At 66.8% G+C, this 18,833-nt stretch carries 19 protein-coding genes; 10 read left to right on the top strand and 9 right to left on the bottom strand.

Features of this window, described 5'->3' with window-relative positions:
- Together A8G18_RS01080 and fabG are read right to left on the bottom strand one after the other, a co-directional pair.
- Positions 1 to 1,212 carry an acetyl-CoA C-acetyltransferase gene (locus A8G18_RS01080; RefSeq protein WP_064062388.1) on the bottom strand — a complete coding sequence of 404 codons (1,212 nt, stop codon included), beginning with the start codon at positions 1,210 to 1,212 and terminating at the stop codon, positions 1 to 3.
- A 39-nt stretch (positions 1,213 to 1,251) separates the two neighbouring features.
- On the bottom strand, positions 1,252 to 1,992 hold the full coding sequence (fabG, locus tag A8G18_RS01075; RefSeq protein WP_064062387.1) for a 3-oxoacyl-ACP reductase FabG: 741 nt from the start codon (positions 1,990 to 1,992) through the stop codon (positions 1,252 to 1,254).
- A 167-nt stretch (positions 1,993 to 2,159) separates the two neighbouring features.
- Here fabG and A8G18_RS01070 point away from each other — a divergent pair, with 167 nt between their 5' ends.
- Positions 2,160 to 3,344, top strand: coding sequence for an acyl-CoA dehydrogenase family protein (locus A8G18_RS01070; protein WP_064062386.1), 1,185 nt, complete (start codon positions 2,160 to 2,162; stop codon positions 3,342 to 3,344).
- A 54-nt stretch (positions 3,345 to 3,398) separates the two neighbouring features.
- Here the strand turns inward: A8G18_RS01070 and A8G18_RS01065 are convergent, their stop codons facing one another.
- The 4 genes from A8G18_RS01065 to A8G18_RS01050 all read right to left on the bottom strand — a co-directional run bounded on the left by A8G18_RS01065 (position 3,399) and on the right by A8G18_RS01050 (position 8,546).
- Positions 3,399 to 5,000, bottom strand: coding sequence for a class I adenylate-forming enzyme family protein (locus A8G18_RS01065; RefSeq protein ID WP_172506129.1), 1,602 nt, complete (start codon positions 4,998 to 5,000; stop codon positions 3,399 to 3,401).
- Between the two features lie 68 nt (positions 5,001 to 5,068).
- Entirely contained in the window at positions 5,069 to 5,833 is a 765-nt protein-coding gene (locus tag A8G18_RS01060; protein WP_064062384.1) for an SDR family NAD(P)-dependent oxidoreductase, read from the bottom strand.
- Between the two features lie 69 nt (positions 5,834 to 5,902).
- Positions 5,903 to 7,033 (bottom strand): thiolase family protein, encoded by a 1,131-nt coding sequence (locus tag A8G18_RS01055; RefSeq protein ID WP_064062383.1) that lies wholly within the window; start codon positions 7,031 to 7,033, stop codon positions 5,903 to 5,905.
- 166 nt (positions 7,034 to 7,199) lie between these two features.
- Entirely contained in the window at positions 7,200 to 8,546 is a 1,347-nt protein-coding gene (locus A8G18_RS01050; protein ID WP_064062382.1) for an MFS transporter, read from the bottom strand.
- A 301-nt stretch (positions 8,547 to 8,847) separates the two neighbouring features.
- Between A8G18_RS01050 and A8G18_RS01045 the strand changes: the two genes are divergently transcribed.
- The 9 genes from A8G18_RS01045 to A8G18_RS01005 all read left to right on the top strand — a co-directional run bounded on the left by A8G18_RS01045 (position 8,848) and on the right by A8G18_RS01005 (position 15,915).
- Positions 8,848 to 10,092, top strand: coding sequence for a CoA transferase (locus A8G18_RS01045; protein ID WP_064062381.1), 1,245 nt, complete (start codon positions 8,848 to 8,850; stop codon positions 10,090 to 10,092).
- Positions 10,089 to 11,282 carry an acyl-CoA dehydrogenase family protein gene (locus tag A8G18_RS01040; protein ID WP_064062380.1) on the top strand — a complete coding sequence of 398 codons (1,194 nt, stop codon included), beginning with the start codon at positions 10,089 to 10,091 and terminating at the stop codon, positions 11,280 to 11,282. Before A8G18_RS01045 ends, A8G18_RS01040 begins: the two co-directional genes overlap by 4 nt.
- Positions 11,283 to 11,338: 56 nt before the next feature.
- Entirely contained in the window at positions 11,339 to 12,496 is a 1,158-nt protein-coding gene (locus tag A8G18_RS01035) for an acyl-CoA dehydrogenase family protein (protein WP_064062379.1), read from the top strand.
- Between the two features lie 83 nt (positions 12,497 to 12,579).
- The gene (locus A8G18_RS01030; RefSeq protein ID WP_064062378.1) at positions 12,580 to 13,200 is read left to right on the top strand and encodes an AIM24 family protein; all 621 of its coding nucleotides are present in this window, start codon (positions 12,580 to 12,582) and stop codon (positions 13,198 to 13,200) included.
- A gap of 6 nt (positions 13,201 to 13,206) precedes the next feature.
- Entirely contained in the window at positions 13,207 to 13,911 is a 705-nt protein-coding gene (locus A8G18_RS01025; protein ID WP_064062377.1) for an AIM24 family protein, read from the top strand.
- A complete protein-coding gene (locus tag A8G18_RS01020) occupies positions 13,908 to 14,666 on the top strand; it encodes an AIM24 family protein (protein WP_064062376.1) in 759 nt (252 codons plus the stop codon). Before A8G18_RS01025 ends, A8G18_RS01020 begins: the two co-directional genes overlap by 4 nt.
- Before the next feature lie 142 nt (positions 14,667 to 14,808).
- Complete coding sequence (locus A8G18_RS01015) at positions 14,809 to 15,006, top strand: (2Fe-2S)-binding protein (RefSeq protein ID WP_026002802.1); 198 nt, start codon at positions 14,809 to 14,811, stop codon at positions 15,004 to 15,006.
- Positions 15,007 to 15,054: 48 nt separating this feature from the next.
- The gene (gene bfr, locus A8G18_RS01010; protein WP_016931957.1) at positions 15,055 to 15,531 is read left to right on the top strand and encodes a bacterioferritin; all 477 of its coding nucleotides are present in this window, start codon (positions 15,055 to 15,057) and stop codon (positions 15,529 to 15,531) included.
- Between the two features lie 93 nt (positions 15,532 to 15,624).
- On the top strand, positions 15,625 to 15,915 hold the full coding sequence (locus A8G18_RS01005) for a GNAT family N-acetyltransferase (protein ID WP_064062375.1): 291 nt from the start codon (positions 15,625 to 15,627) through the stop codon (positions 15,913 to 15,915).
- A 76-nt stretch (positions 15,916 to 15,991) separates the two neighbouring features.
- On the opposite strand, the gene dmpG is transcribed toward A8G18_RS01005, so the two are convergent.
- The 3 genes from dmpG to A8G18_RS00990 are packed head-to-tail and all read right to left on the bottom strand — an operon-like array spanning position 15,992 to position 18,818.
- Positions 15,992 to 17,047: a 4-hydroxy-2-oxovalerate aldolase gene (gene dmpG, locus A8G18_RS01000; RefSeq protein ID WP_064062374.1), complete on the bottom strand. Its 1,056-nt coding sequence runs from the start codon at positions 17,045 to 17,047 to the stop codon at positions 15,992 to 15,994.
- On the bottom strand, positions 17,044 to 17,976 hold the full coding sequence (locus A8G18_RS00995; protein ID WP_059384407.1) for an acetaldehyde dehydrogenase (acetylating): 933 nt from the start codon (positions 17,974 to 17,976) through the stop codon (positions 17,044 to 17,046). Before A8G18_RS00995 ends, dmpG begins: the two co-directional genes overlap by 4 nt.
- A complete protein-coding gene (locus A8G18_RS00990) occupies positions 17,973 to 18,818 on the bottom strand; it encodes a 2-keto-4-pentenoate hydratase (protein WP_064062373.1) in 846 nt (281 codons plus the stop codon). Before A8G18_RS00990 ends, A8G18_RS00995 begins: the two co-directional genes overlap by 4 nt.
- Between the last annotated feature and the right edge of the window lie 15 nt (positions 18,819 to 18,833).

The following is an 18,833-nucleotide window of genomic DNA, read 5'->3' as shown; positions in this document are numbered from 1 at the left end:
TTACGCGACGCGCTCGAAGATCGCGGCCAGCCCCTGGCCGCCACCGATGCACATGGTTTCGAGGCCGTAGCGGGCCTCGCGACGCTGCAGCTCGCGGGCGAGGGTGGCGAGCATGCGTCCGCCGGTCGCGCCCACCGGGTGGCCGAGCGAGATGCCGGAGCCGTGGACGTTGGTGCGCTCGAAGTCGGCCTTGCCGAATTTCCACTCGCGGGTCACGGCGAGGGCCTGCGCGGCGAATGCCTCGTTGAGCTCGATGAGATCGACATCCGCGAGGGTGATCCCGGCCCTGGCGAGGGCGACCTCGGTGGCCGGTACGGGTCCGATGCCCATGACCTTGGGCTCGACACCGGCGACACCCCAGGAGACGAACCGCACCAGCGGGGTCAGGCCCAGCTCGGCGGCCTTCTCCGGGGTGGTGACGATCGCCATGGAGGCGGCGTCGTTCTGGCCGCTGGCGTTGCCGGCGGTGACGGTGGCCTCGGGGTCCTGCCTACCCATGATCGGCTTCAGCTGGGCCAGGGTCTCCAGGCTGATGTCCGGGCGCGGGTGCTCGTCGGTGTCGATGACCTCGTCGCCCCTACGGCTGCTGACCGTGACGGGGATGATCTCCTCGGCGAGGATCCCGTTCTTCTGGGCGTGGACGGCACGCAGGTGTGAGTTCAGGGCCAGCTCGTCCTGTTCGTCGCGGGAGATCGAGTACTCGCGACGCAAGTTCTCGGCGGTCTCGATCATGCCGCCGGGAACCGGGTAGAAGCGGCCGCCGGCGGTCGAGCGGGCACGGACCAGACCGTCGTGCATCTGCACACCGGTGCGGGCGCCACCCCAGCGGATGTCGGTGGAGTAGAACGCCGCGTTGCTCATCGACTCGGTACCACCGGCGACGACGAGATCGTGGTCGCCGTTACCGACCTGGAAGGCGGCCTGGACGACGGCCTGCAGCCCCGAACCGCAACGACGATCGATGTGCATGCCGGGCACCGTGATCGGCAGACCGGCGTCGAGGGCCACGACGCGGCCGATGGCCGGGGCCTCGCTGTTGCCGTTGCAGTGACCGAGGATGACGTCCTGAACCTGTTCGGGGGCAACACCGGTGCGCTCGAGCAGGCCCTTCAGCGCCGCGACACCGAGGTCGACTGCGGTGAGGGACTTGAACATTCCACCGTAGCGGCCGATCGGGGTACGGACCGGCTCGCAGATGACAACTTCGCGCATGATGACCTTTCGAAAGTGAACGGGTGACGGGGTGGACCGTCACATGAAGCGGCCGCCGGTGACCTCGAGGACGGTGCCGGTCATGTAGGAGGACATATCGGATGCGAGGAACAGTGCGACGGAGGCAATCTCGTCGACCTCGCCGGGACGGCCCATCGGGATCTCGCTCATCTTCTGATCCCATGCCTTCTGCGGCATCGCCTCGGTCATCGCCGATCGGATCAGGCCGGGCTGGATCGCGTTGACCCGCACGCCGTGGTGCGCCATCTCCTTGGCGGCGGCCTTGGTCAGGCCGACGATGCCCGCCTTGGCGGCGGAGTAGTTGGTCTGGCCGACCATGCCGACCTTGCCGGACAGCGAGGAGATGTTGACGATCGCGCCGCGCTTGGCCTCACGCATGATCGCGGAGGCCTTGCGGGTGCCGTGCCAGGTGCCCTTCAGGTGTACCGAGACGACCAGGTCGAAGTCTTCTTCGGTCATCGTGCGCATCGTGGCGTCGCGGGTGATACCGGCGTTGTTGACCACCACGTCGAGCGAACCGAAACCGTCGACGGCCTCGGCGAGGAGGGTGTCCCAGTCGGCGGACTCGACGACGTCGGCGCGCACCGCGCGGGCCACGTCGCGGCCGCCGAGCTTCTCCGCAGCGGCGTTCGCGGCGTCGAGATCGAGGTCGCCGATCACGACACGAGCGCCGGCGTCGACGAACTCCTGCGCGATGGCGAAGCCGATTCCCTGAGCGCCACCGGTGATCACGGCGGTACGGTTCTCCAACAGAGACATCCGAGATTCCTTTCGATGGGGCACGCGACGGCCCCCGAATATGTCGATGTTTCCGAATATAACGGCGAACCGGCCGGTAGAGCGGCCCTCATCCATCGAGAATGCCTATACGGGAATGGCGCCATTCGTATTGGACACCTCCCGGCGACCACACGAAGGTTGTAGACATGACACTCTCCATCCCGTCCCCCGAGGTCGACGAAGACGACTTCCGCGAGATCCTCGCGCAGACCCGCGCGTTCGTGCGCAACGTGGTCGTGCCGCGCGAGCAGGAGATCGCCGAGACCGATGCGGTTCCCGAGGACATCCGCCAGGCCGCGAAGGACATGGGTCTGTTCGGCTACGCCATCCCGCAGCAGTGGGGCGGCCTCGGTCTGAATCTGCAGCAGGACGCGGAACTCGCGATGGAGCTGGGCTACACCACCTTGTCGCTGCGCTCGATGTTCGGCACCAACAACGGCATCGCCGGTCAGGTGCTCGTCAACTTCGGCACCGACGAGCAGAAGGAGCAGTGGCTCGAGGGCATCGCGTCCGGCGACGTCGTGGCCTCCTTCGCCCTGACGGAACCGGGCGCCGGCTCGAACCCGTCGGGTCTGCGCACCAAGGCCGTGCGCGACGGCGACGACTGGGTGATCACCGGTGAGAAGCGGTTCATCACCAACGCTCCGCTTGCGAACCTGTTCGTCGTGTTCGCCCGCACCCGACCGGCCGACGAGAACGGCACCGGCATCGCCGTCTTCCTCGTCCCCGCCGACACCCCCGGCGTTCGGGTGGGCAACAAGGACGCCAAGATGGGCCAGGAAGGTGCCTGGACCGCAGACGTGCACTTCGACGACGTACGCGTGCCGAACTCCGCGCTCGTCGGGGGCAGCGAGGACGTCGGGTACAAGGCCGCGATGGTCTCCCTCGCCCGCGGCCGCGTGCACATCGCCGCGCTGTCTGTCGGGCAGGCCCAGCGCGCCCTCGACGAGTCCGTCACCTACGCCGCGACCGCCACGCAGGGCGGCAACCCCATCGGCAACTTCCAGTTGGTGCAGGCGATGATCGCCGACCAGCAGACCGGCGTCATGGCCGGCCGCGCCCTCGTCCGCGACGCTGCCAAGGCGTGGGTCGAGGAGACCGACCGCCGTATCGCGCCGTCGGTGGCGAAGCTGTACTGCACCGAGATGGTCGGCAAGGTCGCCGATCTCGCGGTGCAGATCCACGGTGGCACCGGTTACATGCGTGAGGTGCCGGTCGAGCGGATCTATCGCGACGTGCGTCTGCTGCGTCTGTACGAGGGCACCAGCGAGATCCAGCGCCTGATCATCGGAGGCGGCCTCGTGAAGCAGGAGCAGAAGAAGAACTCCTGACGCAGATACGAACACGCCCCCGGCATTCGATGCCGGGGGCATGTTCGGGCGGTGTCAGGAAACCGTCAGGCGCGAACGCAGATCCGTCTTGAGGATCTTGCCCGCAGCGGAGGTCGGAAGGGCCTCGACCATCACTACCTCGCGAATCTTCTTGTAGGGCACGACACGTTCGGCGACGAACGCCTTCAGCTCCTCCTCGTCGACATCCTCGCCGGCAATCGGGACGACGAAGGCGACGGGCTCCTGGCCCACGGCACCGACGTCACGACCCACCACCGCGGCGGTGGACACCTTCGGGTGCGTCACCAGAATCTCCTCGAGCTCACGTGGATACACGTTGTAGCCCTTGTAGATCAACATGTCCTTCGCCCGGTCGGCGATGAACACGTAACCGTCGGCGTCCACGTAGGCGATGTCGCCGGTCGCGAGCCAGCCGTCGACGTACTGCTCGGCTGTGATGTCCGGATGCCCGAGGTAACCGCCGGTGACCTGGGGGCCACGCACCCACAGTTCTCCCCGCTCGTCCGGCCCGAGGACGACCGACGGGTCGCCCTGCGCGCGAATCTGCACCTCGGTGTCGAAGATCGGCAGTCCGACGCTGCCGAGGCGGTATTCGGTGCCGACGACGAGCGGCATCGCCGTGACCACACACGTGCCCTCGGTCAGCCCGTACCCCTCGGCGATACGCGCATTGGGGAATGCGCGCTCGAGACTTTCGAGGGTCACGTGGTCGATCGGCGCCGCACCGGACGCGACAACCCGCACGGTCGACAGATCCCGGACAGCGACATCGGGGTGCTCGGCGAGCGCATGCCACATGGCGGGACTGCCCGTGATGTAACTGGCTTCGTACTGCTCGATCAGAGCGAGCATGTGCCCCGGCTCGAACCGTCCGGCAAGTACCTGGGTCAGGCCGCAGGCGAGGAGGAACGACGTGTTGATCAACGCGTGTGCGTGGAACAGCGGGGATACCACGATCGTGGCCCCGTGGGCCGGGACGACGCCGGCAACGTCCAGATCGTCGATCGGTTCGAGCGAGATCCGCCCGTCGACGTCGGCGACCAGCTGATGGCCGGCTCGCCACGCACACATCTGGGTGACGTTTCCGACGACGTTGCGCTGCAGTACCCGCACTCCCTTCGAAACGCCGGTCGTGCCACCGGTATACGCGATGTGCGCAATGTCGTCCGGGCCGGTGACGACCGGCTCGAATGTCGTGGGGCGTTCTTCCAGTGCATCACCGAAATGCACGGCACGGGAGCCGTTCACCGCCTCGTCGGAGACGACTGCGATCAAGCGCACACTCGTCCCCTCCGCGGCTCGGAGCAAGGTGTCGAGTTGCGCGGCACCGGTGACCGCCGCGACCGCGGAGGTCTCCTCGATCTGGCGCCGCAGACCGGGTTCGGGCTGGAGCGGATTGACCAGCGTGACCGCCGCCCCCACCCGGAGCGCGCCGTAGTAGGCGATGTGGAACTCGACGCAGTTGCCCAGGTGCAGGAGAACGACGTCGCGGGCTCGCACCCCGGCCTCGTGGAGCACGCTCGCGAACTGCGCCGACCGTGCGTCGAGGTCGTTGTAGGTGAGGACCCGGTCGCCGTCGATCACTGCCGGCCGGTCGCCGTAGACGGCGGCGAGGCTCGGCGCCCACACCGCCATCGTCGTCGCCGGGTACGACAGCCTTCGCTGTGCGAGATCGGAAGCCGAAGTCACGGTCGACGCCCGGCTCAACGCGGTGCCATACGGATGGCGCCGTCGAGGCGGATGGTCTCACCGTTGAGGTAGCCGTTCTCGAGGATGTCGGTCGCGAGGCGGCCGAACTCGTCGGGCCTGCCCAGACGGGACGGGTTGGGCACCGTCGCCTCGAGCGACTTGCGGACGTCGTCGCGTAGACGGGCGAGCAGCGGGGTGTCCATGATGCCCGGGGCGATGGTGTTGACGCGGATGCCCTTGCTGGCGAGGTCGCGTGCGGCGACGATCGTCATGCCGACGATGCCGGCCTTGGATGCCGAGTAATTGATCTGGCCGATCTGGCCCTCGAAGGCCGCGACGGAGGCGGTCATGACGACGGCGCCGCGCTCGTCCTCGATGAGGTCGAGCTCGGCCATGCGCTCGGCGCCGAGACGCAGCGCGTTGAACGAGCCGATGAGGTTGAGGCGGATCACGAACTCGAAATCCTCGAGCGAACCGGCCTTGCCCTCCTTGTCGAGGACACGCATCTTGCGTCCGGCACCGGCGCAGTGCACGACACCGCGCAGACCGCCGCGCTCGTGCGCGACATCCAGTGCTGCCGCGAACTGCTCCGAATCGGTCACGTCGCCGGGGGCGAAGACGGCGCCGTCGCCGAGTTCCTTCGCGATCTCCTCACCGTTCGAGCCGGGGAGGTCGATGAGAGTGACGTTGCCACCGGTCGCCAGGACGCGACGTGCGGTGGCGAGGCCGAGACCGGATGCTCCGCCGGTGACGGCGACGGACAGACCTTTGAGTTCCATTGTGCTTCCTTCGAGTTCGTAGCAGCTGGGTGACGAAGTGGAATCAGAACGGCTCGGAGAGCTTTCGAATCAGAGCACTTCGAGGATGGTGGCGTTGGCCATGCCGCCGGCTTCGCACATCGACTGCAGCCCGTAACGGATGCCGTTGTCGCGCATGTGGTGCACGAGGCGGGTCATGAGGATGGCACCGGATCCGCCGAGCGGGTGACCGACACCGATCGCGCCGCCGAGTGGGTTGAGGCGGTCGGGCTTCGCGCCGGTCTCGACCTGCCATGCGAGCGGCACCGGTGCGAACGCCTCGTTGATCTCGAAGGCGCCGATGTCGTCGATGGACAGGCCGGAACGCTTCAGTGCCTTCTCGGTGGCGGGGATCGGGCCGGTGAGCATGACGACCGGGTCGTCGGCGGCGACGACGGCGGTGTGGATGCGGGCGAGCGGGGTCCAGCCTTGTGCCGCAGCGTATTCGCTGGTGGTGATGAGCAGGGCGCCGGCGCCGTCGGAGATCTGCGAGGAGTTGCCGGCGTGGATCACCCCGTCCTCCTTGAAGACGGTCCTGAGCTCGGCGAGTGACTCGAGGCTTCCGCCGCGGCGGACGCCCTCGTCGGTGGCGAAGTCGCCGACCGGGGCGATCTGTCCGGTGAACGCGCCCGCGTCGGTGGCGGCCGCGGACAGCTCGTGCGAGCGCAGCGAGAATTCGTCGAGCTGCGTGCGGGAGAAACCCCACTTCTCCGCGATCATCTCCGCCCCGATGCCCTGGCTGAAGCCCGCAACCTCGAAACGGTCGAGCACGTTCTGCGGGAAGGGCCGACCGTCCTTGCCGGCGCTGCCCATCGGCACGCGGCTCATGGACTCGACACCACCGGCGATCACGACGTCGTTCTGACCGGAGATGACGGTCGCGGCGGCGAAGGACACGGCCTGCTGGCTCGATCCGCACGCGCGGTTGATCGTGGTGGCGGGCACGGTGACCGGCCATCCGGCCGCGAACACGGCGCTGCGCGACACGATTCCGGCCTGGTCGCCGACCTGGCTCACGCAACCCCACTGGACGTCGTCGATCGTGGCGGGGTCGAGGCCGGTCCGCTCGGCCAGCACGGTCAGCACGTGTGCGGACAGGTTGACGGGGTGGATCTCGGACAGTGCACCACCGCGACGTCCGATGGGAGAACGGACGGCGTCGACGATCACGGCATCGCGCATGCGAATCGGTCCTTTGCTGTTGCGGGACACGGCTGCCGGGCAACCGTGATGGGAAACGACGACCGGCCGGGTGGTGGTCCTCACAGTCGAGGAGACCATGCACCCGGCCGGTAGGGGAAAGTCTTTCGGCGGAAGCTTCCGTTAGGTGGAAGCTATGCCGAACTGGTCAGGCCGCGGCCCGGATGATCTTGCGATCGCGCTCCGGGTTCGCGAGGAACAGGACCAGGATCGCGGCGAGCGCACCGAGTGCACCGATGACCTGGAAGGCCGTTGCGTAACCCTCCGCCGCAGTGGCGGCGTTGTCGACGAGGACACCCGTGCCGTAGGGGGCGACCAGACCGCCGACGGCCATCAGCGCGAGGAAGACCCCCATCGTGCCCGCGGTCTGCTGCGGCGGGCACAGCTCGGAGATCGCGGCGTTGATGAGCGGGAACGCGATGGCACCGAATCCGTAACCGATGGAGACGACTGCGACGGCGAGACCCGGCGTGCCGATCGAGGGGAGGAAGACCAGGATGGCACCGCAGATGAGCACGCCGACGGCGGGCACGATGATGCGGACGACCCGCGAACGGTAACCCTTGGCGCTGAGACGGTCGGTGACCGTGCCCGAGCTGATCATGAGGAACAGTCCGATGATGGACGGCAGGGCGAACATCGAGCCGGCCTGCAGAGCGCTGTAGCCGAGACCGACCTCGAAGTAGGACGGCAGCCAGGTCAGGACGACGGTGGTCAACGCGTAGACGACCATGATCAGGATCGCACAGCTGAGGAAGGTGCGGGTGAGGAAGATCCTGCGCCACGGCACGGACGGTTCGGTCTGCACGGCGGAGGCGGCGGTCGCGGCGCCCTTGACGGCCTTGCTGGTGTAAGGGCCTTCCTTCCAGCCGAGGAGCCAGCAGCCCATCCAGACCGCACCGAGGATCGACAGCGAGATCAGCGCGGCACGCCATCCCCACTCGACGGTGATGAAGGTCAGGACGGGAGCGAGGGCGATCTTGGCAACCGAGGCGGAACCGGCCAGGAAGGCGCCGGGCAGGCCACGCTTGGCCGGCGGGTGCCACGAGTACGCGGCGGTGTGCATGAGTGCCGAACTCGGTCCTTCGGCGAGACCGAGCAGCATGCGGGTGACCACCAGCATCGCGAAGCTCGCGCTGACGACGAGCGGCAGCATGACCACCGACCAGATCAGGCCGAGGGCCAGCAGGGCCCAGCGGAGGGTCATGTACTTGTTCAGCGGCCCGGCGAAGAATCCGCCGACGGTGAATGTGACGAAGAACAGCGAACCGACCAGGCCGATCTGGGAGGAGCTCATGCCGAGCTCACGCGCCAGAGGCTGGGCGATGATGCCGAGGACGGCCTTGTCGGCGTAGTTGACGACGTAGAGGAAGATGACCAGGCCGGTCATGCTCCACGCGCGACCGGGGGTCACGAGAGGTGTCGAGCCGGTCGCCGGCCGGCCGGGTCCGTCGGCGGTGGCCGACTTGTCGTGCGCGATTTCGCCTGTGGTCACTGAGAGTCCCTTCAGAACTCGAGCGGGATGGCCGACTTGCGAACAATCTGCATGTCGCTGTCGGAAGAACGTCACGCCTGGCGTCTGCATGTATTGAACGTGAGCCAGGTCACCCGACACAAAGAGCGGAAGATGAACGAATCGATCACTGAAACCTATGACCCCTCACCGGGCGGATTCGGTCCGCATCGAGTATTGGTCTGCGCTAACCGAGCGATAGCCGATCGGCGCTGTTCCCGGCGGCAGAACCTGGGCATGCTGACTGTGCCCGAAACAATCTGCGACGACGAGCGAGCCCAGCATGAATTCCACCGCTTCCACCGACGAGCTGCCCTCGTCCACTGCACCCCTCGCGGGAGTGCGCGTGGTCGAGGTGTCCAGCTTCGTGGCCGCACCCCTGTGCGGCATGACCCTGGCCGCGCTCGGCGCCGACGTGATCCGGGTCGACCCGATCGGCGGTGCCGCCGACTACCGTCGCTGGCCGGTCACCGACGACAACGAGTCGATCTACTGGGCCGGCCTGAACAAGGGCAAGCGATCTTTCGCAGCGGATTTCCGTAATCCGGACGCGCAGAAGCTGATCCGCGACCTGATCATCGATGCCGGCGTGCTGGTCACCAACGCTGCCGGTCGCTCGTGGCTCGACTACGACGAGCTCGCCACGATTCGCCCCGACCTGATCCACGTGCAGGTCCTCGGTCGCGCCGACGGCACCGGTGCCGTCGACTACACCGTCAACGCCGCCGCCGGTTTCCCGCAGGTCACCGGCGCCGAGAACGTCTCGACCCCGGTCAACCACGTGCTGCCCGCCTGGGACGTCTCGTGCGGCCTGTACGCTGCCCTGTCGGTCGCCTCGGCCGTCTATCGACGCGAGATCACCGGCGCCGGAACGAAGGTCGTGCTTCCGCTCGAGGACGTCGCGTTCGCGACCGTCGGCAATCTCGGCTACATCGCCGAGGCCCAGCTCGCCCGTCCCGTCCGGGAGAAGGTCGGCAACTCCGTCTACGGCACCTACGGCGCCGACTTCGCCACCAGCGACGGCGCACGCTTCATGATCGTCGCGCTCACGCCACGGCACTTCCGCGATCTCACCGGGCTCACCGGCACCGCCGACGCCGTGGCCGCCCTCGAATCCGCACTGGGCGTGAACTTCCGCGACGAGGGCACCCGGTTCGAACACCGTCACGTGCTGAACAGCCTGTTCGGCGCCTGGTTCGCCCGTCACACCGCCGACGAGGTCGAGAAGACCCTGGCCGGCACCTCTATCCTGCACGAGCGCTACCGCACCTTCGCCGAGCTCGCCGCCGACCCGCGCGTGACCGACAACCCGATGTTCCACAAGCTCGACCAGCCGCGCATCGGCAGCTACCACGCACCGAGCACCCCGATGTCCTTCGACGGCCGGTACCCCGAGGTCCGTCCCGCACCGGCCAACGGCGACGACACCGCCGAGGTGCTCACCGAACATCTCGGGCTGACCGACGACGAGGTCGACGCCCTCGCAGCATCCGGCACCATCCGCATCTCCCCGAAAGAGCACGCATGACCCGCCTCGCCCAGACCCTCGGTCTGACGGAATTGCAGTCCGAGATCCTCGACACGGTCCGCACCTTCGTCGACCGCGAGATCATCCCGAACGCTCAGGAACTCGAGCACTCGGACACCTACCCGCAGGCCATCGTCGACCGGATGCGCGATATGGGTCTGTTCGGGCTGATGATCCCCGAGGAGTACGGCGGACTCGGCGAGTCGCTGCTGACCTACGCGCTGTGCGTCGAAGAACTCGCCCGCGGCTGGATGAGCGTCTCGGGTGTCGTCAACACGCACTTCATCGTCGCGTACATGATCCGCCGGCACGGCACCGAAGCGCAGAAGCAGTACTATCTGCCGCGCATGGCCACCGGCGAGGTCCGCGGCGCGTTCTCGATGTCCGAGCCCGAACTCGGCTCCGACGTCGCCGCGATCCGCACCAAGGCCGAGCGCGACGCCGACGGCGACTACGTCATCAACGGCCAGAAGATGTGGCTGACCAACGGCGGTAGCTCCACCCTCGTCGCAGCGCTGGTCAAGACCGAGGAAGGCTCCGACAAGGCGCACAAGAACCTCACGGCGTTCCTCGTCGAGAAGCCCGCCGGCTTCGGTGAGGTCGTCCCGGGCGTCACCATCCCCGGCAAGATCGACAAGATGGGGTACAAGGGCATCGACACCACCGAACTCGTCTTCGACAACTACAAGGCATCGGCCGATTCGATTCTCGGCGGTGAGCCCGGCAAGGGCTTCTTCCAGATGATGGACGGCGTCGAGATCGGCCGCGTCAACGTCTCGGCCCGTGCCTGCGGTGTCGCGATCCGTGCCTTCGAGCTCGCCGCGCGGTACGCCCAGCAGCGCACCACCTTCGGTAAACCCATCGCCCAGCACCAGGCGATCTCGTTCTCCCTCGCGGAGATGGCCACCAAGGTCGAGGCGGCCCACCTGATGATGGTCAACGCCGCCCGCCTGAAGGACTCGGGTGAGCGCAACGACGTCGCCGCCGGCATGGCGAAGTACCTCACCAGCGAGTACTGCTCCGAGGTCACCCAGGCCAGTTTCCGCATCCACGGCGGCTACGGCTACTCCAAGGAGTACGAGATCGAACGTCTCATGCGCGAGGCTCCCTTCCTGCTGATCGGTGAGGGCACCAGCGAGATCCAGAAGACCATCATCGGCAAGGGCATCCTCCGCAGCTACGCACTGTAATAGATTGCGCCGCAATTGGATCGGTTTCCATACCTATACATCCGGAAGGACAACGCGTGAAGCGTACGGTATTCGACGAGGATCACGAGGCGTTCCGGCAGACGGTGCGCGACTTCATCGCCAAGGAAGTCACTCCCGTCTACCACGAGTGGGAAGACGCCGGCCACCCGCCGCGCACGTTCTACAACCGCCTCGGCGAACTGGGCATCCTCGGAATCCAGGCGCCCGAGGAGTTCGGTGGCGGCGGCGAGTCGTCACTCAAGTTCAACGTTGTCGTCGCCGAGGAAACCTCCGCTGCCGGTGTGACGTTCGGCTCGTACTCGGTGCACTCGAACCTGATCCTGCCGTACCTCATGGAGAACGCCACCGACGAACAGAAGCAACGGTGGATCCCCGGATTCGCTTCGGGCGAGCTGATGTTCGCGATCGCAATGACCGAGCCCGGCACCGGTTCCGACCTCGCCAACATCGCGACCACCGCGAAGCTGTCGGAGGACGGCAGCCACTACGTCGTCAACGGCGCGAAGACGTTCATCACGGGCGGTGCCCTCGCCGATCGCATCCTCGTGGTGTGCCGGACGACTCCGTTCGATCCCGACAACCGTCGCGGTGGCCTGTCGATCCTGGTCGTCGACACCACCTCCGAAGGTTTCTCCGTCGGACGCAAGCTCGACAAGATCGGCCTCAAGGCCTCCGACACCGCCGAACTGTCGTTCGACGACGTGAAGGTGCCCGTCACCGATCTGCTCGGCAAGGAGGGTGAGGCCTTCTCGTACCTGACGCAGAACCTCGCCCAGGAACGCCTGACGATCGCGTTCGGTGCTGCCGCCACCGCCGCGGCCGCCATCCAGCACGCGATTGCATACACCAAGGAGCGCAAGGTTTTCGGAAAGCCCGTCGCCTCGTTCCAGAATTCCAAGTTCGTGCTCGCCGAGTGCTCGACGGAACTGCAGGCGATGCAGATCATGGTCGACAACGCGATCGAGCTCAACGACCGCGGTGAGCTGTCGGTGGCCGACGCGGCCCGCGCGAAGCTGTTCTCGACCGAGGCGGCCGGCCGCATCATCGACAAGTGCCTGCAACTGCACGGTGGGTACGGATACATCACCGAATACCCCATCGCGCGCCTGTACGCGGACACCCGTGTCAGCCGCATCTACGGCGGCACCAGCGAGGTCATGAAGACGATCATCGCCAAGGATCTCGGCCTGTAGGTCTGCTGAATCATTTCGGTGGAGTGGACCCCGCGACCCGGGGTCCACTCCACCGAAGTCTTTTCCGGCTATCGTCTTGCCCCATGCAACTGCTCGTGAAATCGAAACGGGTCATCGAGGCTCGGCTCAGTAGTTCCGCGGTCCGGGCACTCTCCGGGTCGATGGTGGCCTACGAGGGACAGATCACTTTCAAGTCCGCCGGGTTCGGCGGTGGCGAAGGCGTTCTCGCCGGTCTGCGGCAACGCGCGACCGGCGAGGGCCTGTCCCTCATGGAATGCGCCGGCACGGGCGTCGTGTATCTCGCGCACCAGGCGCAGGACGTCACGATCCTGGAGTTGAACAACGAGACCCTGCAGGTCGAATCCGAGCAGCTGCTCGCCCTGAGCGGAAACCTGAACACCAACGTCACCTTCGCGGGCCTGCGTGGCGGCATGAGCGGGCAGGGGCTGTTCACCACCACCGTCACCGGCACCGGACAGGTCGCGTTGCTGTCGGCCGGGGGTCCGCTCATCCATCTCGAGGTGTCGCCACAGTATCCGCTCGTCGTCGATCCCGACGCCTTCGTGTGTGCGAAAGGCCAACTCTCGCAGTCGTTCGTCACCGACGTGTCGTGGCGCTCGGCCATCGGTCAGGGCAGCGGCGAGGCCTTCTCCCTGAAATGGGACGGCGTGGGCGTCGTCTCCATCCAGCCGGCGGAACGGTAGGAACAGATGAGCTTCACGAAGATCAACGGCAAGGTCGTCCGTGTCGACCTGCGGCAGTCCGGTCCCGTCGTGGCGCGGCGCGGCGCGATGCTGTTCTACACCGGCAACGTGCGGTTCTCCCCTCACGGCATTCCCGGCGGGGCCGGGGGTGCGCCCGGCCTCGGCGGACTCGCCGGCATGGCGGGGCGCATGCTGCAGGGCGAGCACGAGGCCACGATGCTCGCGCAGGGCGACGGTGTCGTGCACTACGGCTTCCGCGGACTGGAGACGCACATCGTCGACATGTCCGCCGGCGGGGAACTGCGCGTGGAGGCCTCCCGCCTGCTCGCTCACACACCCGGACTGCAGTCCGCCGTCGTCTCGGTGGCCGCGGCTTCCGGTGGCGGCGGTGGCGGTGGGGGTCTGTTCGGTGCGCTGCGGGGCGCGGCCACCGGCGCGATGACCGGCACGGGCATGTTCACCACCCAGCTGACCGGCCAGGGTGCGGCGGTGCTGCTCGCCCACGGCGGAGTGTTCGAGCTGCAGGTGGGGGGCCCGACTCCGGTGGTCGTCGACCCGCAGGCGTTCGTGGCGTCCTACGGCCCGGTCCGCACCGAGCTGAAGTCCTCGATGAGCTGGCGGAACGTCGGGCGCACCGGCGGGGAGGCCATGCAACTCGAGTGCACCGGTCAGGGAATCGTCTACGTGCAGGCATCGGAGGAGAAACTGTGAGTACCGTCCTGAATCCCTCGAGCTTCACGGGCAGCGACAACGTGCCCGGTAACTCGTACGCCTACTGCATCGACCTGCAGTCGCCGTGGTTCCTGTCGAAGGGCGCGATGATCGCCTACTACGGGCAGATGCAGTTCTCGGCGCTCACCCACGGTTTGCAGGGCGGCCTGCTGCAGATGGTGGCGCAGCAGTTCTCGGCGCCGCTCTACCTCGGCGATTACGTCGTCGCCGAGGGCTTCGGGAAGCTGATCCTCGGCGACCGCGGTTACGACATCAACTCCTACGACCTCGACGACGGCAACCTCACCATCCGTCAGGCGAACCTGCTCGCGTTCGAGCCGGGCCTGTCGTTGAACCAGTCGATCGTGCCGGGCTTCCTCACCCTGATCGGCACGGGCCGGTTCCTCGCGTCGTCGAACGGCCCGGTGATGTTCGCCGAACCGCCACTGCGGGTGGATCCGGAGGCGCTGGTCGGATGGGCCGACTGTCCGTCCCCCAGCCACCACTACGACGAATCGTGGATCACAGGCTTCGTCTCTGCCGGGGCGCGCCGTTTCGGGGTGCAGTCGGGCGAGGAGCGGCAGTTCGATTTCACCGGTGCGGGCACCGTCCTGATCCAGTCCAGCGAGAAGGTCCTCGACGATTCACCGCTGGTGCGCACGATCGAGAACCAGATCCCGGGCCTCACGTCGCCGGGACTACAGCGGATCAACCAGGTGGTGTCGCAACAGATGCAACAACAGCAACAGCTGTGACACACCCTGGCGGGGAACTGGGCACAACACCGATCCGCACCCCTCGTTCTGTGACTACGCTCACAAGCTAGGCTAGCCTAAGCCGGTGTAAGGTTTGGACTACCTAAGTGAGTGTTCCCTCGGTCGCAGAAAGGTGGCTCTGATGATCGTCTGCAGTTGCCACGCTCTTACCCACCACCACATCGAGGCCGAGGTGGCCGCGGGCGCACGATGCACCCGCGAGGTGAGTGCCAAGTGCCGCGCCGGCACCGATTGCGGCAGCTGCGTCCGGAACATCTCGGCGATCATCCGGCAGGCACGCGGGCGGAATGAGACCATCGAACTCGAGACCGCCGTGTAGCCAGCCCCTACCCGGCGGTAAACCTGATGGTTCACCCCGGGAGGTGCCATGAAGGGCGACAAGAAGGTCATCGAGTTGCTCAACGAACAACTCACCGCCGAGCTCACCGCGATCAACCAGTACTTCCTGCATTCGAAGATGCAGGACAACCGCGGATGGGCGAAACTCGCGAAGCACACCCGCGACGAGTCGTTCGACGAGATGCGTCACGCCGAGAGACTCACCGATCGGATCCTGTATCTCGACGGGCTCCCCAACTACCAGCGCCTCGGGGCGTTGCGTCTGGGCCAGACCGTCAAGGAGATGCTCGAGGCCGACCTGCAGGTGGAGATCGAGGCCCGCGACCGGCTCCGGAAGGGATCGGAGTACATGCGCTCGGTCAGCGACATCACCTCGGCCAACATCTTCGAGGAGATCCTCGCCGACGAGGAGGAACACATCGACTACCTCGAAACCCAGCTCGATCTGATCGAGCAGCTCGGTGAGCCGTTGTACCTCGCTCAGCACATCTCTCCGCCGGAATAACCCGGCACGACGGAACGGGCCGCGGCACTGCGCCGCGGCCCGTTTCTCTATGCTGTGGGACACACCAGCCCGTCGTCGGTGGAGAGGAAGACCATGAGCGATTCGTCCGTGACCGTGGTGCACAACGCCGAGAAGCAACGTTACGAAGTCCGGGACGACGACGCCGTCATCGGGTACACGCAGTACCACCCCGACGACGACGGTCGCCTCGTCTTCGACCACACCGAGATCGACAAGGGCTACTCCGGGCAGGGACTCGGGGGCACACTCGTCGGTTTCGCTCTCGACGACGTCCGCGAACGCGGCAAGCGCATCGTCGCGATCTGCTCGTACGTCGACAAGTTCGTCACCGAACACCCCGACTACCAGGATCTGACTACCTAGACATGCACGCGGGCGCGGCACGACCGGGTGGGTCGTGCCGCGCCCGACGCAGCTGTTCCGGTCGGATGCGACCGGATCAGTGTCCTGCGCGATTGCGCAGGTCGAGTGCGACGTCGGTGATCATGTCCTCCTGACCACCGACGAGCCCGCGGCGGCCGATCTCGACGAGGATGTCGCGGGTGTCGAGACCGTAGATGCTCGCGGCAGTCTCGGCGTGACGCAGGAAGCTCGAGTACACGCCGGCGTAGCCGAGGGTGAGGGTCTCGCGGTCGACCTGCACCGGACGGTCCTGCAACGGACGCACGAGATCGTCGGCGGCGTCCTGCAGCCCGAACAGATCACAGGAGTGCTTCCAGCCGAGCAGGTCGGCGACGGCGACGAACGGCTCGATCGGGCAGTTACCGGCGCCGGCACCGTGTCCGGCCAGCGATGCGTCGACGCGGATGACGCCTTCCTCGACGGCACACACGGAGTTGGCGACCGACAGCGACAGGTTCTGGTGCGCGTGGATGCCGATCTGCGTGGTCTCGTTCAGGACCTCACGGTAGGCACGCACACGCTCGCGGACACCGTCCATCGTCAGGCGTCCGCCGGAATCGGTGACGTAGACGCAGTCGGCGCCGTAGGACTCCATGAGCTTCGCCTGGCGGGCGAGCTCCTCGGACGGGGCCATGTGCGACATCATCAGGAAGCCGGACACGTCCATGCCCAGCTCCTTCGCCGCGGCGATGTGCTGCGCGGAGACGTCGGCCTCGGTGCAGTGCGTCGCGATGCGCACCGACCGCACGCCGATCTCGTAGGCACGCTTCAGCTCGTGGACGGTTCCGATACCGGGCAGGAGCAGCGTGGTGAGCGTGGCCGAATTGATCGCTCCGGCAGCGGCTTCGAGCCACTCCCAGTCGGTGTTGCTACCGGGACCGTAGGTCAGCGAGTGACCGGCGAGACCGTCGCCGTGGGAGACCTCGATGGCATCCACACCGGCACGGTCGAGCGCACCGGCGATCTTCGCGACGTCCTGCGGCGTGATGCGGTGACGGATGGCGTGCATGCCGTCGCGCAGGGTCACGTCCTGGATGTACAGAGCCGTTCCGTCGCTTGCGAATTCGCGAGTCGTCGTCGTTGCCGCGGTCATGCCGTCACCTGATCCTTCTTGCGTGCCGCCACGGCGCGTGCGACCTGCAGCGCCGCGGAGGTCATGATGTCGAGATTGCCCGCGTACTCGGGCAGGTAGTGCGCTGCGCCCTTGACCTCGAGGAACACCGCGACCTTCCACAGGGGGCCGGTGTGGTCGGTGAGCGTCTCCATGGGCTCGGTGACCTCGGTGAACTGCACCTCCTGCTTGAGGGTGTAACCGGGCACGTATTCCTGGACCTTCGCGACCATCGCCTCGACGGACGCGACGATCTCGTCCTTGCGGTCCTCACCGACGAGAGCAAGCACGGTGTCGCGCATGATCATCGGCGGCTCGGCCGGGTTGAGGATGATGATCGCCTTGCCGCGCGTGGCGCCACCGATCTTTTCGATGGCCTGCGAGGTGGTCTCGGTGAACTCGTCGATGTTGGCGCGGGTACCGGGGCCGGCCGACTTCGAGGAGATCGAGGCGACGATCTCGGCCCAGTGCACCTTGGTTACCTGCGAGATGGCCGCGACGATCGGGATGGTGGCCTGACCACCGCAGGTGACCATGTTGACGTTCGGGGCGTCGAGGTGCTCGGTGAGGTTCACCGGCGGCACCGTGTACGGGCCGATCGCGGCCGGCGTCAGGTCGATGAGCATCTTCCCGTGCGGGCGCAGGACCTTCTCGTTGTACTCGTGGGCCTTCGCCGAGGTCGCGTCGAAGACGATCTCGATCTCGTCGAAGCGCGGGTGCTCGACGAGCCCTTCGACACCGGTCGAGATGGCATCGATGCCGAGGCGCTTCGCCCGTGCGAGGCCGTCGGATTCGGGATCGATGCCGACGAGGGCGACGGTCTCGAGTTCGGCGTCGGCCAGTCGCTTGATCTTGATGAGCAGGTCGGTGCCGATGTTGCCCGACCCGATGATGGCAACCTTGGTGGTCATGAGTTCTCCTGTGCGGTGGAGCTTTCGGAAGAGAAACGCGCGGTGACGGTGCCGAGCGAAGAGATCTCGGTGCGGACCGTGACGCCGGGCGGCGCCGGAACCATCGGGCCGAGTGCCCCCGACAGCACGACCTGCCCTGCGCGCAGGGGCTGCCCGAACTCGCGTGCCGTGCGTGCGAGCCACAGCAGGGCGTTCAGCGGATCGCCGAGGCAGGCTGCGCCGTTGCCCTCGGAGACGAGCTCGTCGTCGACGTACATCCGCATGGTGGCGTCGATCGGCTCGAACTCGTCGAGAGTGAGCGTCTGCGAGCCGAGCACGTACAGGCCGCTGGATGCGTTGTCCGCGACCGTATCCGTGATCTTGATGTCCCAGCCGGCGACGCGGCTGTCGACGATCTCGAGAGCGGCGACCGCGTGGCCGACGGCGGCGCGGACGGTCGCGAGATCGAGATCGTCCGAATCGAGGTCGGCGGAGAGGACGAACGCAATCTCGGCCTCGGCCTTCGGCTGCAGCAGGCGCTCGCTGGGCACCTCGTCCAGAGCGGTGACGTCCATGTCCTCGAAGAGGACACCGAAGTCGGGGCGGTCGACACCGAGCTGCTGCTGCACCGCCGGGGAGGTCAGGCCGATCTTGCGTCCGACGATGCGGGCACCTTCGGCGAGCCGGCGGTCGGTGAGCTGCTGCTGCACCGCGTATGCCAGGTCGATGTCGGTCTCCCCGAGCAGGTCGCGGACCGGACCGCACGGTGTGGAGCTGCGTGTGGCCTCGATGAGACGGTCGGCCGCCGCACCGGCGATGCGGGTGCGATCCGTCGCTGATGTGGTGTTGGAGCTGGTAGTCATCACGTCCTCGTCGTT

The organism is Rhodococcus gordoniae (assembly GCF_001646655.1).
In the GTDB taxonomy this organism is placed as follows: Bacteria; Actinomycetota; Actinomycetes; order Mycobacteriales; family Mycobacteriaceae; genus Rhodococcus; species Rhodococcus gordoniae.
This window is presented reverse-complemented; position numbering and strand designations above follow the sequence as displayed.

Bases quoted from the DNA above. Each gene is read 5' to 3' on its own strand.
- A8G18_RS01080 (WP_064062388.1), bottom strand. From the start codon at position 1,212: ATGCGCGAAGTTGTCATCTGCGAGCCGGTCCGTACCCCGATCGGCCGC.
- fabG (WP_064062387.1), bottom strand. From the start codon at position 1,992: ATGTCTCTGTTGGAGAACCGTACCGCCGTGATCACCGGTGGCGCTCAG.
- A8G18_RS01070 (WP_064062386.1), top strand. From the start codon at position 2,160: ATGACACTCTCCATCCCGTCCCCCGAGGTCGACGAAGACGACTTCCGC.
- A8G18_RS01065 (WP_172506129.1), bottom strand. From the start codon at position 5,000: ATGGCGGTGTGGGCGCCGAGCCTCGCCGCCGTCTACGGCGACCGGCCG.
- A8G18_RS01060 (WP_064062384.1), bottom strand. From the start codon at position 5,833: ATGGAACTCAAAGGTCTGTCCGTCGCCGTCACCGGCGGAGCATCCGGT.
- A8G18_RS01055 (WP_064062383.1), bottom strand. From the start codon at position 7,033: ATGCGCGATGCCGTGATCGTCGACGCCGTCCGTTCTCCCATCGGACGT.
- A8G18_RS01045 (WP_064062381.1), top strand. From the start codon at position 8,848: ATGAATTCCACCGCTTCCACCGACGAGCTGCCCTCGTCCACTGCACCC.
- A8G18_RS01040 (WP_064062380.1), top strand. From the start codon at position 10,089: ATGACCCGCCTCGCCCAGACCCTCGGTCTGACGGAATTGCAGTCCGAG.
- A8G18_RS01030 (WP_064062378.1), top strand. From the start codon at position 12,580: ATGCAACTGCTCGTGAAATCGAAACGGGTCATCGAGGCTCGGCTCAGT.
- A8G18_RS01025 (WP_064062377.1), top strand. From the start codon at position 13,207: ATGAGCTTCACGAAGATCAACGGCAAGGTCGTCCGTGTCGACCTGCGG.
- A8G18_RS01015 (WP_026002802.1), top strand. From the start codon at position 14,809: ATGATCGTCTGCAGTTGCCACGCTCTTACCCACCACCACATCGAGGCC.
- bfr (WP_016931957.1), top strand. From the start codon at position 15,055: ATGAAGGGCGACAAGAAGGTCATCGAGTTGCTCAACGAACAACTCACC.
- A8G18_RS01005 (WP_064062375.1), top strand. From the start codon at position 15,625: ATGAGCGATTCGTCCGTGACCGTGGTGCACAACGCCGAGAAGCAACGT.
- dmpG (WP_064062374.1), bottom strand. From the start codon at position 17,047: ATGACCGCGGCAACGACGACGACTCGCGAATTCGCAAGCGACGGAACG.
- A8G18_RS00995 (WP_059384407.1), bottom strand. From the start codon at position 17,976: ATGACCACCAAGGTTGCCATCATCGGGTCGGGCAACATCGGCACCGAC.
- A8G18_RS00990 (WP_064062373.1), bottom strand. From the start codon at position 18,818: ATGACTACCAGCTCCAACACCACATCAGCGACGGATCGCACCCGCATC.